The organism is Massilia sp. UYP32 (genome assembly GCF_050434365.1).
In the GTDB taxonomy this organism is placed as follows: domain Bacteria; phylum Pseudomonadota; class Gammaproteobacteria; order Burkholderiales; family Burkholderiaceae_D; genus Telluria; species Telluria timonae.
The window spans coordinates 132,009-155,832 of record NZ_JBNDIK010000015.1; the positions used below are offsets into that span (position 1 = coordinate 132,009).

General features: G+C 67.4%; 25 protein-coding genes. 10 read left to right on the forward strand and 15 right to left on the reverse strand.

Annotated features, from left to right (window positions below; translation table 11 throughout):
* Window positions 1-16: 16 nt before the first annotated feature.
* Genes ABIB42_RS13755 through ABIB42_RS13765 form a run of 3 tightly spaced genes read left to right on the forward strand, consistent with a single transcriptional unit; the run spans window position 17 to window position 1,795 of the window.
* A complete protein-coding gene (locus ABIB42_RS13755; RefSeq protein WP_177185558.1) occupies window positions 17-166 on the forward strand; it encodes a hypothetical protein in 150 nt (49 codons plus the stop codon).
* Between the two features lie 17 nt (window positions 167-183).
* Window positions 184-981 carry a DUF1700 domain-containing protein gene (locus tag ABIB42_RS13760; protein ID WP_005671164.1) on the forward strand — a complete coding sequence of 266 codons (798 nt, stop codon included), beginning with the start codon at window positions 184-186 and terminating at the stop codon, window positions 979-981.
* Window positions 982-1,000: 19 nt separating this feature from the next.
* Entirely contained in the window at window positions 1,001-1,795 is a 795-nt protein-coding gene (locus tag ABIB42_RS13765) for a GIN domain-containing protein (protein WP_273029556.1), read from the forward strand.
* Window positions 1,796-1,967: 172 nt separating this feature from the next.
* Here ABIB42_RS13765 and ABIB42_RS13770 read toward each other — a convergent pair whose 3' ends face one another.
* Window positions 1,968-3,185: a YeeE/YedE family protein gene (locus ABIB42_RS13770; protein ID WP_429248497.1), complete on the reverse strand. Its 1,218-nt coding sequence runs from the start codon at window positions 3,183-3,185 to the stop codon at window positions 1,968-1,970.
* An 86-nt stretch (window positions 3,186-3,271) separates the two neighbouring features.
* Between ABIB42_RS13770 and arfB the strand changes: the two genes are divergently transcribed.
* Window positions 3,272-3,667 carry an alternative ribosome rescue aminoacyl-tRNA hydrolase ArfB gene (arfB, locus tag ABIB42_RS13775; protein WP_429248498.1) on the forward strand — a complete coding sequence of 132 codons (396 nt, stop codon included), beginning with the start codon at window positions 3,272-3,274 and terminating at the stop codon, window positions 3,665-3,667.
* A 9-nt stretch (window positions 3,668-3,676) separates the two neighbouring features.
* Here the strand turns inward: arfB and ABIB42_RS13780 are convergent, their stop codons facing one another.
* The 5 genes from ABIB42_RS13780 to ABIB42_RS13800 form a co-directional block, all read right to left on the reverse strand.
* Window positions 3,677-4,006, reverse strand: coding sequence for a hypothetical protein (locus ABIB42_RS13780; RefSeq protein ID WP_429248499.1), 330 nt, complete (start codon window positions 4,004-4,006; stop codon window positions 3,677-3,679).
* Window positions 4,007-4,060: 54 nt separating this feature from the next.
* Window positions 4,061-5,242, reverse strand: coding sequence for a tetratricopeptide repeat protein (locus ABIB42_RS13785; RefSeq protein WP_429248500.1), 1,182 nt, complete (start codon window positions 5,240-5,242; stop codon window positions 4,061-4,063).
* 70 nt (window positions 5,243-5,312) lie between these two features.
* Window positions 5,313-6,428 carry a YsnF/AvaK domain-containing protein gene (locus ABIB42_RS13790; RefSeq protein WP_429248501.1) on the reverse strand — a complete coding sequence of 372 codons (1,116 nt, stop codon included), beginning with the start codon at window positions 6,426-6,428 and terminating at the stop codon, window positions 5,313-5,315.
* A gap of 24 nt (window positions 6,429-6,452) precedes the next feature.
* Window positions 6,453-6,875: a YsnF/AvaK domain-containing protein gene (locus tag ABIB42_RS13795; protein WP_071363004.1), complete on the reverse strand. Its 423-nt coding sequence runs from the start codon at window positions 6,873-6,875 to the stop codon at window positions 6,453-6,455.
* Between the two features lie 102 nt (window positions 6,876-6,977).
* Entirely contained in the window at window positions 6,978-8,228 is a 1,251-nt protein-coding gene (locus ABIB42_RS13800) for a TIGR03862 family flavoprotein (RefSeq protein ID WP_005671182.1), read from the reverse strand.
* A 137-nt stretch (window positions 8,229-8,365) separates the two neighbouring features.
* On the opposite strand from ABIB42_RS13800, the gene ABIB42_RS13805 reads away from it, so the two are divergent.
* The 5 genes from ABIB42_RS13805 to dctP all read left to right on the forward strand — a co-directional run bounded on the left by ABIB42_RS13805 (window position 8,366) and on the right by dctP (window position 11,429).
* Window positions 8,366-8,764, forward strand: coding sequence for a hypothetical protein (locus ABIB42_RS13805; protein WP_005671184.1), 399 nt, complete (start codon window positions 8,366-8,368; stop codon window positions 8,762-8,764).
* Complete coding sequence (locus ABIB42_RS13810) at window positions 8,761-8,964, forward strand: helix-turn-helix transcriptional regulator (RefSeq protein WP_005671186.1); 204 nt, start codon at window positions 8,761-8,763, stop codon at window positions 8,962-8,964. The genes ABIB42_RS13805 and ABIB42_RS13810 overlap by 4 nt, the downstream gene beginning before the upstream one ends.
* The gene (locus ABIB42_RS13815; protein ID WP_429248502.1) at window positions 8,961-9,926 is read left to right on the forward strand and encodes an alpha/beta fold hydrolase; all 966 of its coding nucleotides are present in this window, start codon (window positions 8,961-8,963) and stop codon (window positions 9,924-9,926) included. Before ABIB42_RS13810 ends, ABIB42_RS13815 begins: the two co-directional genes overlap by 4 nt.
* A gap of 13 nt (window positions 9,927-9,939) precedes the next feature.
* Window positions 9,940-10,158 carry a hypothetical protein gene (locus ABIB42_RS13820; protein WP_005671190.1) on the forward strand — a complete coding sequence of 73 codons (219 nt, stop codon included), beginning with the start codon at window positions 9,940-9,942 and terminating at the stop codon, window positions 10,156-10,158.
* 230 nt (window positions 10,159-10,388) lie between these two features.
* On the forward strand, window positions 10,389-11,429 hold the full coding sequence (dctP, locus tag ABIB42_RS13825) for a TRAP transporter substrate-binding protein DctP (RefSeq protein ID WP_005671192.1): 1,041 nt from the start codon (window positions 10,389-10,391) through the stop codon (window positions 11,427-11,429).
* A 31-nt stretch (window positions 11,430-11,460) separates the two neighbouring features.
* Here the strand turns inward: dctP and moaD are convergent, their stop codons facing one another.
* From moaD to ABIB42_RS13855, 6 genes are all read right to left on the reverse strand, one after another.
* Complete coding sequence (moaD, locus tag ABIB42_RS13830) at window positions 11,461-11,718, reverse strand: molybdopterin converting factor subunit 1 (RefSeq protein ID WP_005671194.1); 258 nt, start codon at window positions 11,716-11,718, stop codon at window positions 11,461-11,463.
* 7 nt (window positions 11,719-11,725) lie between these two features.
* On the reverse strand, window positions 11,726-12,985 hold the full coding sequence (locus ABIB42_RS13835; RefSeq protein WP_429248503.1) for a molybdopterin molybdotransferase MoeA: 1,260 nt from the start codon (window positions 12,983-12,985) through the stop codon (window positions 11,726-11,728).
* Window positions 12,985-14,460 carry a threonine synthase gene (gene thrC, locus ABIB42_RS13840; RefSeq protein ID WP_429248504.1) on the reverse strand — a complete coding sequence of 492 codons (1,476 nt, stop codon included), beginning with the start codon at window positions 14,458-14,460 and terminating at the stop codon, window positions 12,985-12,987. Before thrC ends, ABIB42_RS13835 begins: the two co-directional genes overlap by 1 nt.
* A gap of 153 nt (window positions 14,461-14,613) precedes the next feature.
* A complete protein-coding gene (locus ABIB42_RS13845) occupies window positions 14,614-16,002 on the reverse strand; it encodes an L-serine ammonia-lyase (protein ID WP_005671200.1) in 1,389 nt (462 codons plus the stop codon).
* A gap of 89 nt (window positions 16,003-16,091) precedes the next feature.
* Window positions 16,092-17,054, reverse strand: a complete 963-nt coding sequence (locus tag ABIB42_RS13850) for an NAD-dependent epimerase/dehydratase family protein (RefSeq protein ID WP_184236496.1) — start codon at window positions 17,052-17,054, stop codon at window positions 16,092-16,094.
* A 35-nt stretch (window positions 17,055-17,089) separates the two neighbouring features.
* A complete protein-coding gene (locus ABIB42_RS13855) occupies window positions 17,090-18,292 on the reverse strand; it encodes a glycine C-acetyltransferase (protein WP_005671204.1) in 1,203 nt (400 codons plus the stop codon).
* A gap of 236 nt (window positions 18,293-18,528) precedes the next feature.
* On the opposite strand from ABIB42_RS13855, the gene ABIB42_RS13860 reads away from it, so the two are divergent.
* Window positions 18,529-19,104, forward strand: a complete 576-nt coding sequence (locus ABIB42_RS13860) for a helix-turn-helix domain-containing protein (RefSeq protein WP_005671205.1) — start codon at window positions 18,529-18,531, stop codon at window positions 19,102-19,104.
* A 107-nt stretch (window positions 19,105-19,211) separates the two neighbouring features.
* Here the strand turns inward: ABIB42_RS13860 and ABIB42_RS13865 are convergent, their stop codons facing one another.
* From ABIB42_RS13865 to ABIB42_RS13875, 3 genes are all read right to left on the reverse strand, one after another.
* Window positions 19,212-21,380: a prolyl oligopeptidase family serine peptidase gene (locus ABIB42_RS13865; protein ID WP_429248505.1), complete on the reverse strand. Its 2,169-nt coding sequence runs from the start codon at window positions 21,378-21,380 to the stop codon at window positions 19,212-19,214.
* A gap of 212 nt (window positions 21,381-21,592) precedes the next feature.
* A complete protein-coding gene (locus tag ABIB42_RS13870; RefSeq protein WP_429248506.1) occupies window positions 21,593-23,017 on the reverse strand; it encodes a tetratricopeptide repeat protein in 1,425 nt (474 codons plus the stop codon).
* Between the two features lie 124 nt (window positions 23,018-23,141).
* Window positions 23,142-23,807: a 3'-5' exonuclease gene (locus tag ABIB42_RS13875; protein ID WP_273029566.1), complete on the reverse strand. Its 666-nt coding sequence runs from the start codon at window positions 23,805-23,807 to the stop codon at window positions 23,142-23,144.
* Window positions 23,808-23,824: the final 17 nt, after the last annotated feature.

Consider the following 23,824-nt stretch of genomic DNA (forward strand, 5'->3'; position numbering starts at 1 on the left):
TCTTATGGAAATGACTATGAAACCCCGTCTCGGCCTGCACGCCGTTGCCATCCTTGCCATCGTGGCGCTGAGCACCCTGGTGCTGGTCAAGCCAGAACTGATCGGCGGCTCGGCGCATGCGACCGTCCTGGCGATCGGCTCGATCCCGGCCCTCGGCCACCATTGACGGAGCGCCGCAACGACATGGGCAAGCTGGAATACCTCGACGCGCTCAAGCGGGCCCTGATGGGCCTGCCACCGGAAACCCAGGCCAGAACCCTGGCCTGGTACGAGCAGCGTTTCGTCGACGGGAGCGCCGCCGGCCGGCCGGAACACGAGGTGGCCGCCGAGCTGGGCGATCCGCGCCAGGTCGCGGTGACCCTGCGCACCAGCGCCCACCTGGCCGACCTCAAGGATGGCAATAAAGACAAGAAACCATCTGGCAATGTCGCGCGCACCGTCGTCTCGGGCATCGGCCTGTTGATTTTTAATCTGTTCATGCTGATCCCGGCCGCGGTGTTCGCGTCGCTCTTGATGTCGCTCTACCTGTCCGCCTTCGGCGTCTACGTCTCGGGCATCGCCGTGACCGCCAGCGGACTGGCCGGCTCGAACGAACTGATCCTGAGCGCCCCGCTGACGCGCATGGTGATCAGCGACGATGGCGAGCCGGTCGAGTCGCAGACCCGGGTCACGATCGGCGCCAACGGCATCCATGTGTTCGACGAACCGGCGCCTGCTCTTGAAGAGGACAACCCCGAGACGCGCACCGAGCGCGACGACCGCAACTCGCGCTTCATGCGCGGGGCCGAGGCGGTGGCGGAGCGCAAGATCCAGATCACGACCGAGATGGACCCCGGCTCGCGCAGCACGCAAGTGGCCTTCGGCTGCGCGCTGATCCTGGGCGGCATCGCGCTGTTCCTGCTGTCGATCGTCCTCACCAAATACACGCTGCTGGGCATCCGCCGCTACGTGAACATGAACCTGTCGCTGCTGAAGGGATAAGGACACCATGCGCGCCTTGATGAAAATCGGACTCGCCCTGCTGCTGCTGGCCGCCGTGCTGGTGGCGCTGAGCTACAGCATGCTGCGCGCCAACGGCACCACCAGCATCACGGAGCGCCGCGCTGTGTCGCAGGACACCCGCAGCGTGCCTTCCGGCGTCGAGGTCGTCGAACTCGACGGCCCGATCGACCTGAACCTGCGCTACGGCGCCACGCCTGCGCTGCAAGTGAGCGGCGAGCAGCGCATGCTGGGCAATGTCGAGGTGACGGGCGACGGCAACGTGCTGCGCATCGGCATCCGCGGCATGGTGCTGCGCCACCGCGAACCGCTGGTGGTCGACCTGACCTTGCCGGCCCTGAGTTCGGTCCGGATCGACGGCAGCGGCGACAGCAGCATCAACGGCTTCTCGGGCGACGAGATCGAGGTGCAGTTGAATGGATCGGGCAGCGTGCGCTTCAACGGACGCTTCCGCACCGCCAAGGTGGGCCTGACCGGCAGCGGCGACCTGGACGTGAATGGCGGCGCCGCCATGGACCGGGTCGAGACACGCCTGATGGGATCGGGCCGGATCACCGTGGTCGGCACCGCGCGCGAGCTCGACGCCAGCACCACCGGCTCGGGGCACCTCGACGCCGAGCACCTGCGCGCCGAGGAGGTCACGGTGAGCCAGAGCGGCTCGGGCGACAGTGCGGTGCAGGCGCGCAGCAAGGTGAAGGTGTCGCTCAGTGGCAGCGGCGATGTCGAGGTGTATGGGGATCCGGGTGAGCGCAGCATCAGCCGGGCGGGTAGCGGGAGCGTCAGTTATCACGATTAGCCGGTCTGGACGGCGCTGAACCGAGGCGACCGCCAAATGGTCGCGAAAGTCAGAATGCTGCAACGGCATCCGCTACCTGGACGAACAGGGCAAGGAGACCGAGATCCAGGACGGGTTTATCGGTCTTTCTTCGGTCGGGCCGCGATGCACATCCAATGTGCATCGCTGTCTTTCAGCAACCGCCCAGCTTCACCCGCTCCACTTCCAGCCCGAACAACGGCCGCAAGCGCGTGCCGACCACGTTGCCAACAAACGCCACCACCAGCCACAACCAGCCATGCAGGCTGCCCGAGATGATGCCGCTGAAATAGGCGCCGATATTGCAGCCATAGGCCAGGCGCGCGCCGTAGCCGAGCAGCAGGCCGCCGACCACCGCCGCGACCAGCGAACGCAGTGGCAGCTTCCACACCGGCGCATAGCGGCCGGCCAGCGCCGCCGCCAGCATCGCGCCGAGCACGATGCCGATGTCCATCACCGAAGTCACATCCTTCCACACCGGCGCGGCCAGCGCGGCGGCGTTGGCGCCGCTCGACCAGTAGGTCCAGCTGGCGACGTCGATGCCAGCAAGGGCTGCCGCCTTGGCGCCCCACAGCGCGAAGGCCGAGGTCACGCCCCACGGCCGGCCCGACAGGGCCAGGGTGGCGAAGTTGAGCACCACCAGCGCCAGCGCGCCGGCCACCAGCGGCCACGGACCGCGCAGCCAGCGCGCGCCGCCGGTCGGTTGCGACTGCGCCGCGACCAGCCGGCCGTGGCGGCGCTTCTCGACCACGACCGTGACGGCCGCGATCAGGGCGAACACGAGCAGGTTCAGCGCCAGCGCCGGGGCCAGGCCCAGTTCCTTCACCGCCGACAGCGGCGGCAGTTGCGGCATCGCGGTCCAGAACGGCATGTGGGCGGTGCCGATCAGCGAGCCGACGATGAAGAACAACAGCGTGACGATCATGCGCGTGCTGCCGCCACCGACCGTGTACAGCGTGCCCGAGGCGCAACCGCCGCCCAGCTGCATGCCGATGCCGAAGATGAAGGCGCCGACGATGACGGACGTGCCGGCCGGCTGCACCAGACCGGTGACCGGGTTGCCGAACAGCGTGCCGCCGGCGAGCGCCGGGAAGAACAGCACGACGCCGACGGCCAGCATCAGCATTTGCGCGCGCAGGCCCTCGCCGCGGCCGTCGGCGATGAACACGCGCCAGGCCGAGGTGAAGCCGAAGGCCGCGTGGTACAGGGCGACGCCGAGCAGCGCGCCGACGATGTAGAGCGCGGCCTGGCGCGGACCGACGACCTGCGTCAGGTACCAGGCGCCAAGCACGATGAGCAGGAATGCGACGCCGAAGGGCCGCAGGTTGATGTCGGCGCGTCGTGCGCCGGACAAGGATGCAGAATTGGTCATGAGCGACGAAGAAGTTGAGACGGAACCCTCTATTCTCTAATATCTTCACTTTGTTTGCAGGCCGCCGGCCGGTTTACAATGACGCCATGGCCGTCATCAATCCTCTCGAAGTCGAGTTCAGCGCAATCCGGGCCCAGGGTCCGGGAGGCCAGAACGTCAACAAGGTCTCGTGCGCCGTGCATGCGCGGTTCGACATCGGCGCCTCGTCGCTGCCGAAACACGTCAAGGATCGCCTGCTTGCCACGAGCGACGCGCGCATCACGCAGGAAGGCGTGCTGGTGCTCAAGGCGCAGCAGTCGCGCAGCCTGGAACAGAACAAGGAGGACGCCCTGCGCCGCCTGCAGGAGCTGGTCGACAAGGCCGCGGTCGTGCCGCTGACGCGCCGCCCGACCCGGCCGACGCGTGGGTCGCAATTGCGGCGCCTGGACGCCAAGGCGCGCAGCAGCCAGACCAAGGCCTTGCGCGGCAAGGTCAGCGACTGATCTTCGCCTTCAGGCCTGGAGCGACGCGAACCACGCTGCGTAAGGCGTATTCGCCACCATCCGCCGATTGAGATCCGGCGCGTCATCGGTCCACCATACCGGCCCACGCTCTCCCAGGGCGCGCTTGGCTGCGTCGACCGCCTGGCGCGCGGCCCGCTCGGCATTGCCGTCGCGCGCCTTCAGGGCGGCGCCGACGTCCCGGCGAGCCTTCATGAGCTGGTCGACCAGCTGCTGGCGCTCGTCCGGCGCAAGGCCGGGATTGCTGGCTCGCCACAAGCGGCCCGAGACGACGAAGTACCTTCCGTCGGGCGTAGTGGGATGTTTGTCAGGTGAAGGCATGGCCGCACTATACCCAAAGGCGACATGCGCGGCCGTTCGCTTCCTGCGAATCGATCAAGGCTGCAGGCCGTAGCGGTCGATGAACCCTTTGACGCCGCCTGGATTGGCGGCCAGCCAGGCGTTCAGCGCCGGCCGATACGACTGGCGGAACATCAGCAGCAGGATCGCCGGCTCCAGCTGCCCATCCTTCGCCAGCGCCTGCATCTGCAGCAAGGCGGGGTCGGTCACGCGCTGGTCGCCGAGCGCCCTGGTCTCGTCCATCACCTTCAGGGCGGTGCGCCACGCGCCCAGTTCGATCTCGTACGGCGATTTGTCGGCGGCGCTCTCCGACTGGCGCTGGTTGGATTCGCTCATGCCGAGCAGCAGCCGCATCGCGTAGTTCGGGGTATCGGCCTGGCCGGCGGCCGACTCGTCGATATGGACCGTGAACTTGCCGTCCGCCTCCTGCGCCACGCGCACGCCACGCCTGAACGCCAGCGGCTTCAATGGCAGGCCGGCGGCGGCGCGCAGCCTGGCCAGCTTGCCCCAGCTCGGACGTTGCGACGGATCGGCCGCGATCGACGCATACAGGGCTGATTCGGCCTGGGTGCGCTGGCCCTGCGCCAGCAAGGCGTCGGACAGGAAGCGCCACGCCTGCGCATTTTGCGGTTCGATCTCGGTGGCGCGCCGGAACAGCGCCTCGGCGCGCGGCCAGTCGCCCTGCATGAAGTGGCAATCCGCCGCGCCCACCCAGGCGCTCGACGCCTTGGGGTCGGCCTCCATCGCCGCTTCGTACTTGAGCAGGGCTTCCTTCGGCTTGCGCTGCGCGAACAGGGCCGAGCCTTCGGCCAGCAGCTTCGCAGCGCGCGGATTCGGCGTATGCAGGGGCGACGGGCCGTCGTCGTCCAGCATGCGCAAGACCTCGTGCGCGATCGGATCGTCGGCGGCGAGCGTGGTCGCGCGCTCGGCCAGGGCGCGCGCCGTCTGGCGCACCTGCGCCGCCTTGTCCTTCGGGGCCACGCTGGACAGTTTGAGCATCAGGCCGGCCTGCAGCGACACCGGCAGCGAGGCGTTGGGGTCGGCCTGCTGGGCGGCCTTGTACTTGTCCAGCGCTTCCTGGTATTTGCCCTGCCCCTCGAGCACGTGGGCGTCGCGCACCAGGGTGTGGCATGGCTCGCCGCATTGCATGGCGGCCGACGCCGCGGTGGTGAAGAACGCCAGCAGCGCAGGCAATAGCAATGCACGGAGGGATGTCATGGGCGGCCAGGCGACAAAATACCCATGTTACCGCGCCGCCCGCCTCCCGTTATTCACCGAATGTCACGGCTCATGCGTCGTATTTGCCCGTCATGCGGTCCCACCCGTGTCGTACGGCCGACTTCATCCTTTCCCAGGTCGAGGCGCCGCCCGGGCGCGCTTCCCAGTCGGTGCGCAGCTCGGGTTCGATCTCGTCCCATTGACGGCCCGTGTACCTGCCGCTGCCCGCCACCTGCGAACCGTAGAGATAGGCCGGCGCATAGTCGTCGTACGCCCCGCCGCTGGCGCCATAGGTGAGCTTGAAATGCTCGCGATAGTAGCGCTCGTCGTCGGACATGCCCGCGCCAAGCCGCTCGACGTCGACCTCGGTGTGGCGCACCGTGTCGTCGATCTGCTGCTGGCGTTCGCTGACCTGCTTGCCGATCGAGACTTCCTCGGTGATGCGGGCGGATTTCTCGACCACGGCTTCCTCGGCGCTCTCGCGCATCTCGATGGTCTGCTCCTTGAAAGCCGCCGCGTCGCTCGGGCTGATCGGCTGGTCCACCTTGCGCCGCTGGACGTCGACGTGTTCCTCGCGCAGGCCAATGGTTTCGTGCACCGGGACCTCGACGATGCGCGAGAAGATGCGCATGCCGCCGCGCTGGACTTCGCGCTTGCCGACCCGCAGCTGCTCTTCGACCACCGGGATGGTCGCGCTGGCCGCGCTGGTCGATACGTCGCGCTGCAGCGAGGCGCTGCCCGATGCGCCCTGCAACTGGCCGGATGCCGACTGGCTCAATGCCGCCGCACCCGGCGTCGCCCCTTGCCGCGGCCCGGCCCCCGTGAGCAACGCCCCGGCAGTGCCGACGCCATCCGAATGTTCGTCGATGTCCACCGGCCCGAAGGCTTCGACGACGTCGGCGGCGCGCTCGACGTCGGGCAGCGTCTCGGCGCTGAGCGTCACCACGTGCTGGCCCCGCGCGAGCGCGCCCTCGTAGCGGCTCGCGTGGTGCTTGTCCTCGTCGCCGAACAGGTCCTGGAAGAAGTGCTTGACGCTGCTGCCGATGCCTTCGGCGGTGCTGGCGCCGCCAGCACTGGCCTCGGACAGCCGCACGCTCTCGCGGCTGAAACCGGAAGACAGCAGCTGGTCGTACGCGCTTTGCGCGTCGGTACGGTTGTCGAAAACCGCGACTAGCGTATGGTGCATGATGAGCCTCCTTGGGTGATGACGTCAGGCGCCCGGATCGCCGGCCTCGTCGAAGCGCTCGACCTCGACCCGTTCCGCCTTGAGCGAAACGGTATCAAGGTGACGCTCCTCGTGCCGGACCCGGGTGATGTGCAGTTCTTCCTTGATGCGGACCTTGCGCTCGACCACCAGCACTTCCTCGAGCACGGGAATGACCAGGGTGTCGCCTTCATGGCGGTGACCGGGCGCCTCGTCGGCGCCGACGATGCGATCCACCGGGACATGTTCGACGCGCAGCTCCTCGCGCAGCAGGCGTTCGTCGATGGCGACGGGATGTTCGGTGACGGTCTTGTGGATGCGTACGCCGCGGCCGGTGTCGACCATGCGGGTGCCGACCGCGAGCTGCTCCTCGACGACAGGAATGCGCACTGGCTCCTGTTCGCTCGGCTCGATAGGCGTGCTGGACATGCTCCGCTCCTGGACAAGGCTGCGAGAAGAACGATCCAGCCTACGCCAATCCACGAACGGCATGCGCACCGTTGGCGTTCACGTTGGCGTTCAATTACCCGCTCAGGCGCCGGCGCGCTCCAGCCAGGCCAGCGCATCGCGCCCTGCGGCGCGGCCGCTGGCGAAGCAGGCGGTGAGCAGATAACCGCCGGTCGGCGCCTCCCAGTCGACCATCTCGCCCGCCACGAAAGTGCCCGGCAGCGCGGCCAGCATTGCGGTGTCATCCGCCAGCGCATCGAAGCGCACGCCGCCCGCGCTGCTGATCGCCTCGTCGATCGGGCGCGCGCGCAGCAGCTTGACCGGCAGGCGCTTGATGCCGGCGGCCAGGCGAACGGGGTCGGCGTATTCTTCGCGCGACAGGCATTCGTGCAGCAGCCCGGCCTTGACGCCCTTGATGCCGAGCCGGCTTTGCAGGTGGCTGGACATCGAGCGCGACCCGCGCGGGCGCGTCACTTCGTCGAACACGCGCCCGGCATCGTGGTCGGGCGCCAGGTCGAGCCAGAGGGTGGCGCCGCCAATACGCGCGATCTGGTCGCGCAGCGGCGCCGACAGCGCGTACACCAGGCTGCCCTCGACGCCGCCCCCGGTGATGACGAACTGGCCCTTGCGCCAGGCGATGGCGCCATCCTGGTCATCGCAACCGGCGGCCACCGTAAGCAGCGGCGCGCCGGCGTAGCGGCTGCTGAAATGCTCGCTCCAGCCGACATCGAAACCGCAGTTGGCGGGCGCCAGCGGGGACAGCGCGACCCCGCGCTCGGCCAGCAGCGGCTGCCAGGCGCCGTCCGAGCCGAGCCGCGCCCAGCTGGCGCCGCCCAGCGCCAGGATCGTGGCCTCGGCCTCGACCAGCAACTCCCCTTCCGGCATGGCAAGGCGCAGCCGGCCATCCTGCCAGCCCAGCCAGCGGTGGCGCATGTGAAAGCGCACGCCGGACTCGCGCAGGCGGTGCAGCCAGGCGCGCAGCAGCGGCGCCGCCTTCATCTCGCGCGGGAAGACCCGGCCCGAGGTGCCGACGAAGGTCTCGATGCCGAGCTCGTGGATCCAGGCGCGCACCGCACCGGCGTCGAATCCTTCCAGCCAGCGCGCCACCTCGTCCTGGCGCGCGCCATAGCGCCGCACGAAATCGGGATAGGGTTCGGAATGCGTGATATTCATGCCGCCCTTCCCCGCCAGCAGGAACTTGCGGCCCACGCTGGCCATCGCATCGTAGACGTCGACCTGCGCGCCGCCTTGCGCCAGCACCTCGGCCGCCATCAGCCCGGCGGGGCCGCCGCCGATCACGGCGACACGCTTGGAGGAAAGGGAAGACTGGGTCATGACGGTGCGGGGGACGGAAAAGATGGACCCGCATTGTAGTCGAGTTCGGGCAGCCAAAGACGATGTAAAGGTTGCTTGACATAGCGTCCCGGCAAGCCTACGATGTAAAGTATCCCTTACTACTCGAGGGCGAGACGATGACAGCAAACACGCATGAACGACGGGTCGGCAAGGCTTATCTGAGGGAGCTGGGCATCTCCTTCGCGGTGTATGTGATCCTGCTGGTGGCGTCGATCCTCTACGGCCGGCCGATGGCAGAAGGCGTGCCGCGCACCGTGGTCCTGCTGTCGCCGATGCTGGGATTCTGTCTGATGCTGTGGGCCATCGCGCGCCACCTGGACCGGGTCGACGAATACCTGCGCCGCTACCTGCTCGAATCGTTCGCGCTGGCCGCCGCGCTCACCGCCGGGCTCACCTTCAGCTATGGCTTCCTCGAGACCGCCGGCTATCCGCGCCTGTCGATGTTCGCGGTCTGGGTGGTGTTGTGCGCGGCCACCGTCCTGGTCTGCACGGTGCGGGCGCTGCGCCGGCGATGAAGAACCGCATTCGCGCGCTGCGCGCCGAACACGGCTGGAGCCAGGCCGACCTGGCCGAACGCCTCGACGTCTCGCGCCAGAGCATCAACGCGATCGAGACCGGGCGCTACGACCCCAGCCTGCCGCTCGCCTTCGCCATATCACGGTTGTTCGGCCTGCCGGTCGAAGCCATCTTTTCACCCGATCAGGAGACCGCATGAAGAAAGCTTCCCTGTTGTTCGCACTCGCCGCACTGGCTGCCAGCGCCGCTTCCATCGCCCAGGCCCAGGCGCAGGCCGCGCCTCCAGCGGCGCCAATCGTCAACCGTTTCGCCGCCACCATCGAACCGGCCGAGCGCTTCGAATCCGGCGGCCTGCTGGTCGAGCGCCACGGCAGCCGCGGCCGGCCGGTGATCCTGGTCCCTGGCCTGGCCAGCGGTCCCTGGGTATGGCAGGAGACGATCCGCCAGTTCAAGGACGAGTTCACCCTGTACGTGGTCACCCTGCCCGGCTTCGATGGCCGCCCGGCGCCAGGCGCAACGTCCGACTGGGCGCCGTTCGAAGGCGCGCGCGCCGCCCTGCGCGGCCTGATCGCCGAGCGCAAGCTGGACAAGCCGGTCATCGTCGGCCACAGCCTGGGCGGCACGCTGGCCTATGCCGTGGCGCAGGACCTCGGCAACGGCATCGGCGGCGTGGTGGCGCTGGACGGCCTGCCGGTCTTCCCCGGCACCGAGAACATGCCGCCGCAGCAGCGCCCGCAGGCCGCGATCAACGTGCGCAACCGCATGGCGGCCAGCCGGCCGGATGCCTACGCCGCCGAGCAGCGCCAGTACATGCGCGGCCAGGCCGTGCTCGACATCGGCAAGGCCGACGACATCACGCCGCTGCTGCTGCGCAGCGACCGCGAGGCGGTCGGCGCCTACGTGGCCGACCTGCTGGCGCTCGACCTGCGCCCGGGGCTGTCGAAGATCAGCGCCCCGGTGCTGGTCGTGGCGCCGTTTTACCAGTACGATGCGGCTCAGGATGCGCTGACGGTGACCGACAAGGTCGAGCATTACCGGATGCTGGTCGAAGGGATTCCCTCGGTCGAGGTGGTCCCGATCGCGCCGTCGCGCCACTTCCTGATGATCGACCAGCCGCTGGCGCTGGCCGGCATCCTGCGCCGTTATCTCGACCGCCGTTGAAAGGAGTCATTCCATGCGTCCTGGGTCACAGTCATACCTCCACTGGATCGGCCAATACCTGCTGGCCGCCGGCACCATGTTCCTGCTGCTGTGCGCAATCGACCTGATGCGCGGCGACAGCCTGGCCCACACCTGGGGCCCGACCCTGCTGTGGTCGCTGGCCGCGGCCGCCATCTTCGTCGCCGCGCGCTGGCGCTCGGCCAGCCAGGCCATTACCGACAAGGCCCGCTGACGCGGCTATTCTCCAGGATGGATCAAGGCCGGTTCCACCAGCGTGCGCGATACTGCCGCGTTGGCGCCGGTCTACGTTAACCGCATGCCTTTGTCATAGCTGCAATATTCCGCTTGACATGCGGTGTGGCAGGAATATTCTTGTACACGCCAGCGTGAACGATGGCGCCCGCTCGACGAGGTCAGCCACGATTCGCCCGGCAGTCCGTTAAAACATCTTGGAGGATGTATATGTCGGTAATCAACCGGTCGTTTACGACCCGCAGGGCAATGCTGGGCGCGATCGCGACCAGTCCCCTATGGATGCAGTCCGCCTGGGCCCAGGCCAGCAATCTCAGGATCTCGCACCAGTTCCCCGGCGGCAGCATCGCCCAGGGCGATTTTCGCGACCGCCTGTGCCGCATGTTCGCGGCCGAGGTCGAGAAGCGCACGCGCGGCAGCCTGAAGTTCTCGATCCACCCGGGGTCGAGCCTGATGCAGCCGAACGCCCAGTTCGGCGCGCTGCGCAGCGGTTCGCTCGACATGGCCCTGGTGCCGCTGTCGTATGCGGGCAGCGAAGCGCCGGAAGCGAATATCGGGCTGATGCCGGCGCTGGTCACGTCCTACGATCAGGGCTATGGCTGGAAGAACGCCCCGGTCGGGCGCGAGCTGGCGCGCATCCTCGGCGAACAGGGCCTGGTGATCGTCAGCTGGATCTGGCAAGCCGGCGGGGTCGCCTCGCGCGGCGCTCCGATCCTCAACCCCGGGGACGTGCGCGGCCTGAAGGTGCGTGGCGGCTCGCGCGAGATGGACATGCTGCTGCAGGACGCCGGCGCGACCGTCGTCAGCCTGCCGTCCAACGAGATCCACGCCGCCATGCGCAGCGGCGCACTGGATGCGGCCCTGACCTCGTCGACGTCCCTCATTTCCTTCCGCCTGCAAGAGACGGCCCGCTCGCTGACCACGGCGCGCGGCGGCTCGTACTGGTTCATGTTCGAGCCGCTCCTGATGTCGCGCACCGTGTTCGAGCGCTTGCCCAAGCCGCAGCAGGAAGCCATCCTCAAGGTCGGCGCCGACCTGGAGCAATTCGCGATGAAGATGGCGCGCGTCGACGATGCCGAGGTAGTGTCGGTCTACCGCGGCGCCGGCGCGCGCGTGGTCGACCTCACTCCGGAAGCCCTGCGCGGCTGGCAGGCGGTGGCGCGCAATACGGCGTGGAAGGATTTCGCGGCGCGTAACAGCAATTGCGCGAAATTGATGGCGTTGGCGGAGCAGTCGATCGCGGCCTTGTGATGGAACAGCCGGCCGCGGCGGCCGGCCGCTGTCAACCGCCGGTCACCGGCGGGAAGAATGCCACTTCGGCGCCTTCGCCGATTGGCGTATCGGCGCCGCACATGACCTGGTTGCACGCCATGCGCACCGCACGTTCCGGCGCCAGGGCCTCGGCCCACACGCCGCCGCGTGCGCGCAGCAGTTCGCGCACGCCGCCCACCGTCGCGACATCCGGCGGCAGGTCCAGTTGCTCCTGCGCGGCGCCCACGGCTTCGCGCAGCGCGGCGAAGTATTTCAAACTGATCTTCATGTCTTTCCTAATACTGTAATTCGGCGAACGGAATGAAGCGCACCAGGTCGCCCGCGGCGATGCGGTTGCCCGCCGGGTTGTCGACCAGGCCGTCGCCCCACACCGTCGAGGTGAGCACGCCCGAACTCTGGTTCGGGAACAGGTCCAGTCCCCCGGCCGCGTTCAGGCGCGCGCGCAGGAATTCGTTGCGGCGGTCGCCCTTGGGCAGGTCGAAGTCGGCGCGCACCGTATATCCCTTTGGCTCGACCTGGCCCGTCACGCCCTGCAGGCGCAGCAGGAAAGGCCGCACGAACAGCAGGAAGGTGACGAAGCTCGACACCGGATTGCCGGGCAGGCCCAAAAAGAACGCGGAGCCACCGTCGTCGCCATTACTGCGGCGCACCTCGCCGAACGCCAATGGTTTACCCGGCTTGACCGCGATCTGCCACATCGACAGGCGTCCTTCCGCTTCCACGGCAGGCTTGATGTGGTCTTCCTCGCCGACCGAGACGCCGCCCGAGGTGATGATCAGGTCGTTCTCGCGCGCCGCCTCGCGCAAGGTGGCGCGGGTCGCCTCCAGCGAATCGGGGACGATGCCGAAGTCGCTGATCTCGCAGCCGAAGTTCTCCAGCAGCCCGCGAAGCGTAAAACGGTTCGAGTTGTAGATGGCGCCCGGTTTCAATCCCTCGGGCGGCACGTCGCCCGGCATGGTCAGCTCGTCGCCGGTGAAGAACACCGCCACGCGCAGGCGCCGCCGCACCGGCAGGCTGGCCAGGCCGACGGATGCCGCCAGCCCCAGTTCCTGGCTGCGCAGGCGGCTGCCGGCCGGCAGGATCACGGCGCCGGCGCTGATGTCCTCGCCCTTGCGGCGGATCCACTCGCCGGCGCGCGGCGCGTGGTGAATGGTGACGCTGTCGCCGACCGCCTCGGCCTGCTCCTGCATCACGACCGCATCGGCGCCCGGCGGGATCAGGGCGCCGGTGAAGATGCGCGCCGCGGTGCCGGGCTCCAGTTCATGGCCGACGCTGCCGGCCGGGATGCGCTGGCTGACCTTGAGGGTGGCGCTGCCGCCCGCGCAATCCGCCGCGCGCACGGCATAACCGTCCATCTGCGTATTGTCGGCCGACGGCACGTCGATCGTCGCCAGCTGGTCCGCGGCCAGCACGCGGCCGTTGGCCTCGAGGGTCGGGATCGTTTCCACCTGCTCGACGGGCCGCGCGGCTTCCAGCAGGAAGTCGAGCGCTTCGCGCACCGACAGCATGGGGGCTTTCTGTACCGGTGCGTTCATCACAGGCCCGTGTGCTCAGCGATGTAGGCCTTCATGCGGCCGACGTCGGCCGGCATGACCACGAAACGCTGCGGCAGCGACTCGATGTTCTCGAAGCCGGCGGGACGCTCGGCGTCCTGGCCCAGCGCTTCGAGGATGGTTTCGTTGAACTTGGCCGCCAGCGCGGTCTCGAGCACGATCATCGGCACGCCCGGCTGCAGGTGTTCGCGCGCGACCTTGATGCCGTCGGCGGTATGGGTGTCGATCGTGATGCCGTAGTCGTCGGCGACGTCGCGGATCGTGGCCAGGCGATCAAGATGGGTCGAGCGGCCCGACAGGAAGCCGAACTTCGCCACATCCTTGAATTCGTCGCCATCGCTGCCCGGCGCGCCGGACAGGTCGAAGCCGCCATGGGTGTCGACCTTGCGGAACAGCGCATGCGTGCGCTCGGCGTCGCGGCCCACCAGTTCATACACGAAGCGCTCGAAGTTCGATGCCTTGGAGATGTCCATCGACGGGCTGCTGGTGTGGAAGGTCTCGGCAGGTTTACGCACGCGGTAAACGCCGGTGCGGAAGAATTCGTCCAGCACGTCGTTCTCGTTGGTGGCGGCCACCAGCTTGTCGATCGGCAGGCCCATCATGCGGGCGATGTGGCCGGCGCAGATATTGCCGAAGTTCCCCGACGGGACGGTGAACGACACTTTCTGGGAGTTAGCGGTGGTGGCCGCCAGGTAGCCGCGGAAGTAGTACACGACCTGGGCCACGACACGCGCCCAGTTGATCGAATTGACGGTGCCGATCTTCTGGCGCGCCTTGAATTCGAGGTCGTTCGAGACCGCCTTGACCAGGTCCTGGCAATCGTCGAACACGCCTTCCACCGCGATATTGAAGATGTTCGGGTCCTGCAGGCTGAACATCTGGGCGGTCTGGAAGGCGCTCATCTTCTTGTGCGGCGACAGCATGAACACGCGCACGCCGCGCTTGCCGCGCATCGCGTACTCGGCGGCGCTGCCGGTGTCGCCCGAGGTGGCGCCGAAGATGTTCAATTCATCGTCGTTCCTGGCCAGCGCGTACTCGAACAGATTGCCCAGCAACTGCATCGCCATGTCCTTGAAGGCCAGGGTCGGGCCGTTCGACAGCGCCTGCAGCACCAGCTTGCCCTGCGCGCCGTCTTCCAGCACGCGCAGCGGGGTGATGTCCGCGCTCGATTCGTCGGCGCGGGCGTTGCGGTAGACCTCCGGCGTGTAGGTACGCGCGGTCAGCGCCTTCAGGTCGGCGTCCGGGATGTCGGTGGCAAACTTGCGCAGGATTTCATAGGCCAGTTCGGCGTACGAAAGCTTGCGCCAGGCATCGAGCTCGGCGCCAGTCACCTGCGGGTAGTCGGCCGGCAGGTAGAGGCCGCCGTCCGGGGCCAGGCCACCTAACAGGATGTCGGAGAATTGCTGGGGATTGCGTGCTGCGGACGCGCTCGTCGCGCGGGTGGACACATAATGCATACAGTTTGAAGATCCGGTTGGCTCACATTGAAACTTTATTATAGTGGGAGCGGGCGGAAATGTATGCTGTGCTGCAAAAAACGGGGTTGTGGCGCATACGCCACTACCCCGCCCCCGCGCAGGCGGGGGGCCAAGTTTGTACGAACGGCCGTATCAGCAGGCCGCGTGATTGACCGTCACCACATGAATCGCCAACCCGCCCAGCGAGGTCTCCTTGTACTTGACCTGCATGTCGGCGCCAGTCTGGCGCATCGTCTCGATCGCGCTGTCCAGGCTCACGAAATGGGTGCCGTCGCCCTTCATCGCCAGCGAGGCGGCGGTGATCGCCTTGATCGCGCCCATGCCGTTGCGCTCGATGCATGGAATCTGCACCAGGCCGCCGATCGGGTCGCAGGTCATGCCCAGGTGGTGCTCGATGCCGATCTCGGCCGCGTTCTCGATCTGTTCGTTGCTGCCGCCCAGCGCGGCCACCAGGCCGGCCGCCGCCATCGCGCAAGCCACGCCCACCTCGCCCTGGCAGCCGACTTCGGCGCCCGAGATCGAGGCGTTCTTCTTGCACAGCATGCCGATCGCGCTCGACGCCAGCAGGAAATCGCGCACGCCCCGCACTGGATCGATCGGCCGGCAGTCCTCGGCGTAATAGCGCAGCACTGCGGGAATGATGCCGGCGGCGCCGTTGGTCGGCGCGGTGACGACCCGGCCGCCGGCCGCGTTTTCTTCGTTGACCGCCATGGCGTACAGGCTCACCTGCTGCACCGCGTCATGCGGCAAGGCGTTCAGTGGTTGCTGTTGCGCTTGCTGTGCCTGCTTCCACAGGCCGGCCGCGCGGCGGCGCACGTCCAGGCCGCCCGGCAGGCGGCCCTCGGTTACCAGGCCGTGGCAGATGCACTCGCGCATCACGCGCCAGATATTGTCCAGGCCCGCATCCAGTTCTTCGTCGCTCATGCGCGTGCGCTCGTTGGCGCGCAGCATGTCCGGGATGCTCAGGCCGTGGCGGCGGCCATGCTCGAGCAGCTGGGCCATCGTGTCGAACGGGTATGGGACCGGCGCCGCGTCCGTTTCAGGCGCGCGCGCCTGGCTCTCGCCGGCCGCGGTGATGAAGCCGCCGCCGACCGAATAATAAATGCGCTCGATGATGCTGCCGTCCTGCAGATGGAGCACGAAGCGCATGCCGTTCGGGTGCTCCGGCAGGGTCGAGGCCTTGTGCCAGACCAGGTTCGTCCTTGCGCTGAACGGCACCGGTTTGGCGCCCAGCAGGTGCAGCACGCCGTCGAATTCCGCTTCCGCCAGCTTGTCCTCGACCGCGCTCGGGTCGACGTCCTGCGGGGTCTCGCCCATCAGGCCGAGGATCACGGCCTTGTCGGTCGCGTGGCCGACGCCGGTCAGCGCCAGCGAGCCATACAGGTGGGCTTCGACGCCGACCGCCTGTTCCAGCATCCCGCTCTCGAGCAGGAAGCGGCGCGCCGCCACCATCGGGCCCACGGTGTGGGAGCTCGAGGGGCCGATGCCGATCTTGAACAGGTCGAAAACACTCATGTCCATGCTTGTCTCACTTTTCGGTTCTTATAATGATTGCGGCCTGGCGCGTCGAGGCGGCAGGCCGTTGGATGCGTGTCCTGGCAAGGCGGGGCTTACGCCGCCACGCCCAGGCCCACGTCGATATTCTTCAGCATCGAATCGACCATCTCGTCGACGCCAATGCGCGATTTCCAGCCCCAGTCGGCGGTGGCGCGGCTGTCGTCGAGGCTCTTCGGCCAGGAGTCGGCGATCTGCTGGCGGCTGTCCGGCTTGTAGTCGATGCGGAAAGCCGGCAGCGCCTTCGAGATCGCGGCGGCCAGTTCGCGCGGGTTGAACGACACGCCCGCCACGTTGTACGACGAACGGATCGCGACTTGCTCGGCTGGGGCTTCCATCAGCTCGATGGTGGCGCGGATCGCGTCCGGCATGTAGATCATCGGCAGGGTCGTTTCCGGCCCCAGGAAGCACTCATAGGTTTCGCCGCGCAGGGCCGCGTGGAAGATCGCGATCGCATAATCCGTGGTGCCGCCGCCCGGAGGCGATTTGTAGCTGATGATGCCGGGGTAGCGGATGCTGCGCACATCGACGCCATACTTGCTGTGATAGTACTCGCACAGGCGCTCGCCGGCCAGCTTGCTGATGCCGTAGATCGTGGTCGGATCCATGATCGTGAACTGCGGCGTGTTCTCGCTCGGGGTGGTCGGACCGAAGGCGGCAATTGAGGATGGCCAGAACACCTTCAGCGGCTTGCCCGCTTCGCCCCGTTCGCGCGCGATCTCGAGGATGTTCAGCAGGCCGTCCATGTTCAGCGACCAGGCCTTCAGCGGGGCCTTTTCGCCGGTGGCCGACAGCATGGCGGCCAGCTGGTAGACCTGGGTGATGCCCTCATCCGCGACCAGGCGCGCCAGGCTGTCCTTGTCCAGCACATTGAGCACGGTATAGCGCGCGGCGCCGTACAGGTTCTTGTCGCCGATGTCCGAGGCGATCACGTTCTGCGCGCCGTGCTTGTCGGCCAGCGCGCTGACCAGTTCACTGCCGATCTGGCCGTTGGCGCCGATGATGAGGATGCGTTCCATGCTGTCTTCCTTGCTTCTATGTATATTGGTCTTGCTTAGTTCTTGATGATGCCCAGCTCTTTGCCGGCTTGCTCGAAGGCCTTCAGCACGGTGTCGAGCTGCTCGCGGGTATGGGCCGCGGACAGCTGCACGCGCACGCGCGCCTGCCCCATCGGCACCACCGGATAGAAGAAGCCCGACAGCAGCACGCCCAGCTCGAACATGCGCGCCGCGAATTTCTGCGCGACCGGCGCCTCGAACAGCATCACCGGCACCACCGGGTGGGTGCCCGGCTTGATGGTGAAGCCGATGCGCTCGATCTCCTGGCGGAAGTAGGCGGTGTTCTCGTGCAGGCGGTCGCGCAGCTCGGTCGACTTGGAGATGCGCTCCAGCACCGCCAGCGAGGCGCCGGCGATCATCGGCGCCAGCGTGTTCGAGAACAGGTAGGGACGCGACTTCTGGCGCAGGGTTTCGATGACTTCTTTTTTCCCCGACGTGAAACCGCCCATCGCGCCGCCCAGGGCCTTGCCCAGGGTGCCGGTGATGATGTCGATCTTGCCGATCACGCCGCAATGCTCGTGGGTGCCGCGGCCTGTCGCGCCCATGAAGCCGGAGGCGTGCGATTCGTCGATCATGGTCAGGGCGCCGTACTTTTCCGCCAGCGCGACGATCTTGTCCAGCTGGGCGATGGTGCCGTCCATCGAGAACACGCCGTCGGTGACGATGATCTTGTGGCGCTTGCCGGCGTCAAGGGCGGCGATCAGCTGCTTCTCGAGGTCGGCCATGTCGTTGTTGGCATAGCGGTAGCGCGCGGCCTTGCACAGGCGTACGCCGTCGATGATCGAAGCGTGGTTGAGGGCGTCCGAGATGATGGCGTCGTTCTCGTCGAACAGCGGCTCGAACACGCCTCCATTGGCGTCGAAGGCGGCCGCGTACAGGATCGTGTCTTCGGTGCCCAGGAAGTTCGAGAGTGCCTGCTCCAGCTCCTTGTGCACGGTCTGGGTGCCGCAGATGAAGCGCACCGACGACAGGCCATAACCGTACTTCTCGAGGGCGGCGGCGGCGGCGTTCTGGGTCTCGACGTCGCCCGACAGGCCCAGGTAGTTATTGGCGCACATATTGATCAGGGTACGGCCATCCTGCGCCACCACCTCGGCGCCCTGGCGCGAGGCCAGCACGCGCTCGGGCTTGAACAGGCCATCAATCTTCAAGGTCGCGAGTTTTTGCTGCAGGCTGCTGTAGAAAGCTTGATCGCTCATGGTGTTCCCCTGTTCCCTGTTTGATGTGGCTGAACTCGTGGCAAGACCGGCGGCTTGACCGGCGGTCGGCGGATGTTGTACCGTTGGTTCGTTCGATGTAGAGAACTAGTTCGCTATCTCGAACAGAAATTCGATATATTGAATCTTACGCCCAGCCAATGAACTTGGCAAGCGGCTTCCCATATACTTATTAGCAATTTGCATTAGGCAATACCCAGACAGGCAGCCAACGGAAAATGAGTACCACTCTAACAAACAATGCCCCGCCAGAAGTTGGCGCCACACTACAACGCCTGCGGCTGGCGCGTGGCCTGACGCTCGAGGACCTGTCGCGTATCGCCGGCGTGTCGAAGTCGATGCTGTCGCAGATCGAGCGCGAAAAGGCGAATCCGACCATCGCCATCACCTGGCGCCTGGCCAATGCGCTGGGCGTTCAGATCGGCGAACTGCTGTCGTCCGAGGTGAGGACGAGCGACCTGATCCGGGTGGTCGACGCCCACGAGATCCCCACCCTGCCCGGCGCCCACGCCGGCTATTCGCTGCGCATCCTGGGGCCGATGGACCTGGCGGGCAAGTATGAATGGTATGAGCTGACCCTGGCGCCTGGCGGAGAGCTGGCCTCGCAGGCGCACGATCCGGGCACTGGCGAGCACCTGACGGTGATCACCGGCACGGTCGAGCTGGAAGTGGGGAACGAAAAGCGCAAGGTGCGGCATGGCGCGACGGCGCGGTATCCAGCCGATCAGAACCATGTGATCCGCAATACCGGCAAGACCGAGGCGAAGGCCGTATTGGTGGTGGTCCACCGGTAGGCCTGCAAATCAGGCACGAAAATCAGGCATGAAAATCAGCGGCCGCCGGGTTGCCCTGGCGGCCGTTGTCTTGTTCACCCGGCGCAGCACCGGCTGATCGTTACCACCTAGTGCGAGCCGCCAACCGTCTTGGCCGCATCCTGCATGTGCAGCTCACGCGACAGGAAACCCCAGCGATCGGCGACTTCCTCGATCTGCTTGCCGGTCGGCTTGCCGGCGCCATGGCCGGCCTTGGTGTCGATGCGGATCAGGATCGGCGCCGAACCGGCCTGGGCAGCCTGGGCCGCGGCCGCGTACTTGAAGCTGTGCGCCGGCACCACGCGGTCGTCGTGATCGGCCGTGGTGACCATGGTTGCTGGATAGCAGGTGCCCGCCTTCAGGTTGTGCAGCGGCGAGTATTTGACCAGGGCCTTGAACTCGTCAGGATTTTCCGACGAGCCGTAGTCCGAAGTCCATGCCCAGCCGATGGTGAACTTGTGGAAGCGCAGCATGTCCATCACGCCCACGCTCGGAATCGCCGCCGCGAACAGGTCCGGACGCTGGGTGGTGGCCGCGCCGACCAGCAGGCCGCCGTTGCTGCCGCCGCCGATCGCCAGTTTCTTCGGCGAGGTGACCTTGTTCTGCACCAGCCACTCGGCCGCGCCGATGAAGTCGTCGAACACGTTCTGCTTTTGCAGCTTGGTGCCGGCCTGGTGCCAGGCTTCGCCGTATTCTCCGCCGCCGCGCAGGTTGGCCACTACATAGACGCCGCCCATTTCCATCCAGGCCAGGTTGGCCGGCGAGAAGCTCGGGGTCAGCGCGATATTGAAGCCGCCATAGCCGTACAGATAGGTCGGGTTCGAGCCGTCCAGCTTGAGGCCCTTTTTGGACACGATGAACATCGGCACCTTGGTGCCGTCGCGGCTCGTGTAGAACTGCTGGCGGGTCTCGTAGTCGGCCGGGTTGAAGGCGACCTTCGGCTGGCGGAACACGGTGCTCTCGCCGGTCTTGAGGTTCAGGCGGTAGATCGTGGTCGGATTGGTGAAGCCGGTGAACGAATAGAAGGTCTCGGCGTCCTGGCGCTTGCCCGTGAGGCCACCGACGGTGCCGATGCCCGGCAGCGCGATCTCGCGCACCGGCTTGCCTTCGAGCGACACCACGCGCACCACGCTCTTGGCGTCTTTCAGGTACTCGAGCACGAGCTGGTTGTTGATGATGTCGGCGCCGGCCAGGGTGTCGGCGGTTTCGGCGGCGATCTCTTTCCAGTTATTCTCCGACGGCTTGCTGATGTCGATCGCGACGATGCGCTTCTTGGGCGCGTTGCGGTCGGTGCTGAAGTAGAACACGGTGCCGACGTTGTCGATGAAGTCGTAGCCGGCGTCGAAGTTGTCGATCAGGTCGACCACCTTGGCATCGGGCTTGGACAGGTCCTTGTACGAAACGCGGTTCTTCGGCGCGGTGCCCTTGGTGGTGGTGATGATCAGGTAACGGCCATCGTCGGTGGTCTGGCCGCCGAACCCCCATTCCTTCTGATCGGCGCGGTCGTACACCAGGGTGTCGGCGCTTTGCGGCGTGCCGATGCGGTGGAAGTACAGCTTCTGGAAGTAGTTGACGTCGGCCAGCTTGGTCGCTTCTTTCGGCTCGTCGTAGCGGCTGTAGAAGAAGCCCTTGCCATCCTTGGTCCAGGCGGTGCTCGAGAACTTGACCCACTTGATGTGGTCAGGCAGGTCCTTGCCGGTGTCGATGTCGCGCACCTTGATCTCGTTCCAGTCGGAGCCGGACGCGGCGATGCTGTAGGCCAGCAGCTTGCCGTCGGGGCTGACCTCGGCGCCGGCCAGGGCGACGGTGCCATCAAGCGCCAGCGTGTTCGGGTCGAGCAGCATGCGCGGCTGGTCGTTCAGGTTCTTCAGGGTGTACAGCACGGCCTGGTTTTGCAAGCCATCGTTGCGCGTGTAGAAGTAGCGGCCGCCTTCCTTGCCCGGCACGCTGTAGCGCTCGTAGTTCCAGAGCTGGGTCAGGCGCTGGCGGATCGCCTCGCGCTGCGGGATCTGCGCCAGGTAGGCCTGGGTGACCTTGTTCTGGGCGTCGACCCAGGACTTGGTGTCGGCGCTGTTCGCGTCCTCGAGCCAGCGGTAGGGGTCGGCCACCACGGTGCCGTGGTAGTTGTCGGTCTGGTCGACTTTCTTCGACACGGGATAGGTCAGCGAAGGGCCGGCAGGCGAGCAGCTCTGCCCCATCGCTGGCGCGGCGAAAGCAGCGGCCAGGACGGCGGCGAGCGTGGCGAGTCTCATGTGCATATTCTTCTCGGGCTGTTGAATGATGGTGTGGGCTTGTGGCCGCAGGGCATCATAGCGCGAAATGACATGCTTGAGTATGGCGTAGCTGCCCGGGCAGCCGCTCGCGGCCGGACGCGTATTGACGATGCATGCCACGCGCATGCCAGGATGCGGCGAGTCTAAGGAAAACCTCGCGAAACCCCGGCGGAACACGCAGCGCCGTGAGAACACGCTCATGCGCCGGTGCGCCCGAGCAGCCGGCGTGGACTCGTCTTCGAGGCCAGCCAGCGCTCGACCAGGGTCCGCGCCCGGCGCCGCTCGGCCGGGCTCAGCAAGGCGGTAAAGTCGTTGGCCGCCGTGCTGGCGGCCAGCGCGACGTCGGCCGGCGCCGCCTTGTCGAGGCCGCGGCCCTGGCGCGCCAGCCAGGCCCACATGCAGGCCCGCACCGGATTCTTCGCGACGCCGCGCCCGGCGGCGTACAGCCCGCCCAGGTTGTGCTGGGCCGGCGGGTGGTCCTGGCGCGCCGCGAGGCGGTACCAGTGGGCGGCCAGATTGTCGTCGCGCGGCACGCCTTCGCCGCAGGCATACATGGCGCCCAGGTTGTTCTGGGCGCTGGCGTCGCCCTGCTGGGCGGCGCGCCGGTACCAGGCCGCGGCCAGGGCCAGGTCGCGCGGCACGCCCTGGCCCTTGGCGTACAGCAGGCCCAGCGCGAACTGGGCATTGGCGGCGCCGCCCTCGGCGGCCTGCAGGTAGAACTCGAGCGCGCGCGCCGGATCGCGCTGCACGCCGCAACCGCCGGCCAGCATGCGCGCCACCCGGTACTGGGCCTGCACGTGGCCCCGGGCCGCCGCCTGCATGTAGCAGCGCAGCGCGCGTGCGCTGTCGCGCGGCATGCCGCCGCCCGAGAGCAGCCCGCCCAGCACGTACAGCGCCTCGCGTTCGCCGCCGGCCGCCGCGCGTTCGAGCCACTGGATGGCCAGGGCTGGATCGGGGCCGGCGCCGCGGCCTTCGGCATAGGCCACGCCGAGCTGGCGCTGGGCGGTGGGGTCGCCCGCCCCGGCCGCGTGGCGGAACCAGTACAGGGCCTGGGCCGGACTGGGCGCCACGCCCTGCCCGCGCGCATACATTTGCGCCAGTTGCACCTGCGCCGGCACGTGCCCCTGCATCGCGGCCTTGCGGAACCATGCCATCGCCAGCGGGTGGCTGACGTTGACGCCGAGGCCGTGCAGATAACCCTGGGCGAGCTGGGTCTGGGCGCGCGCCATGCCTTGTTCGGCGGCCCGATAGAACCAGCCGATCGCCGCCTTGTGCGAGCGCGGCACGCCGCGGCCCTTGCGGTACAGGAGACCCAGATTGTGCTGGGCCGAGCGGTCGCCCTGCTCCGCGGCGCGCTGGAACCAGTGCGCCGCCCGCGTGTGATCGCGGCACACGCCGCGGCCGTTGTAGTACATGGCGCCCAGATGGTTCTGGGCAAAGGCCAGCCCCTGCTGGGCGGCGCGCGCCAGCCAGGCGGCCGCCTTGGCCTCGTCGCGCGCGACGCCGTCGCCACGCAGGTACAGCTGGGCCAGGTTGAACTGAGCGTAGGGATTGCCGCCGCTGGCGGCGCGGTGGAACCACTCGTAGGTGGCGGTGCCCTGTCGGGCGGCATCCTCGCTCATCGAAGTCCTCTCGGCGTTCTCAATCCCGTTGTTAAAATTTTAAGGAGAGCGAGGGATTCGGGATTTGCGACCGCACAATCGGACGGTCAGCGGCGCGCGCGCCGCCACGGTTGGGTCAGAAAGCTCAGGCAGCGACGGCGGCCGAGGCAGCGCGGCGCTCGCGCACGGTGGCCGCGTACTTGTCGAGGAAGGCGGGAATCTTGGCGGCCGCGACCTTGTTGATCGAGACCAGCAGCGCCGGCTCGACCTGCTCGATGCCGCAGGTGCGGCCGAGGTGGCGCGCGGCGTGCAGCAGCACGTCGGCGGCCACCTGGGCGTCGGCCTCGGCCCGGTGGGCGGTACCGCGGAACTCGATGCCGAGCTGGCGCGAGAGCAGGCCCAGCTTGTAGCTGGCCAGGCCCGGGAACAGGCGGCGCGACAGCTTCAGCGAGCACACCAGGCCGGCGTGCGAAGTGGCGCGGCCGAATCGCGCGCCTTCGGCCTTGAGGAACTTCTCGTCGAAGCTGGCATTGTGGGCCGACAGCACGTCGCCGCCGATGAAGTCGAGCAGTTCCGGCACCACCTGGTGCGCCGGCGGCGCGCCGTCGACCATCGCTTGCGTGATCCCGGTCAGCTGGGTGATGAAGGATGGGATCCGCACGCCGCAGTTCACCAGCGAGACGTAGCGCTCCTTCACTTCGCCGCCGACGATGCGCAGCGCCGCCACTTCGGTGATGCGGTCGCCCATCTCGGGCGACAGGCCGGTGGTCTCGAAGTCGAGCATCACCAGCGGTCGATCATAAACACTCATCGTTCCATCCTCTATTG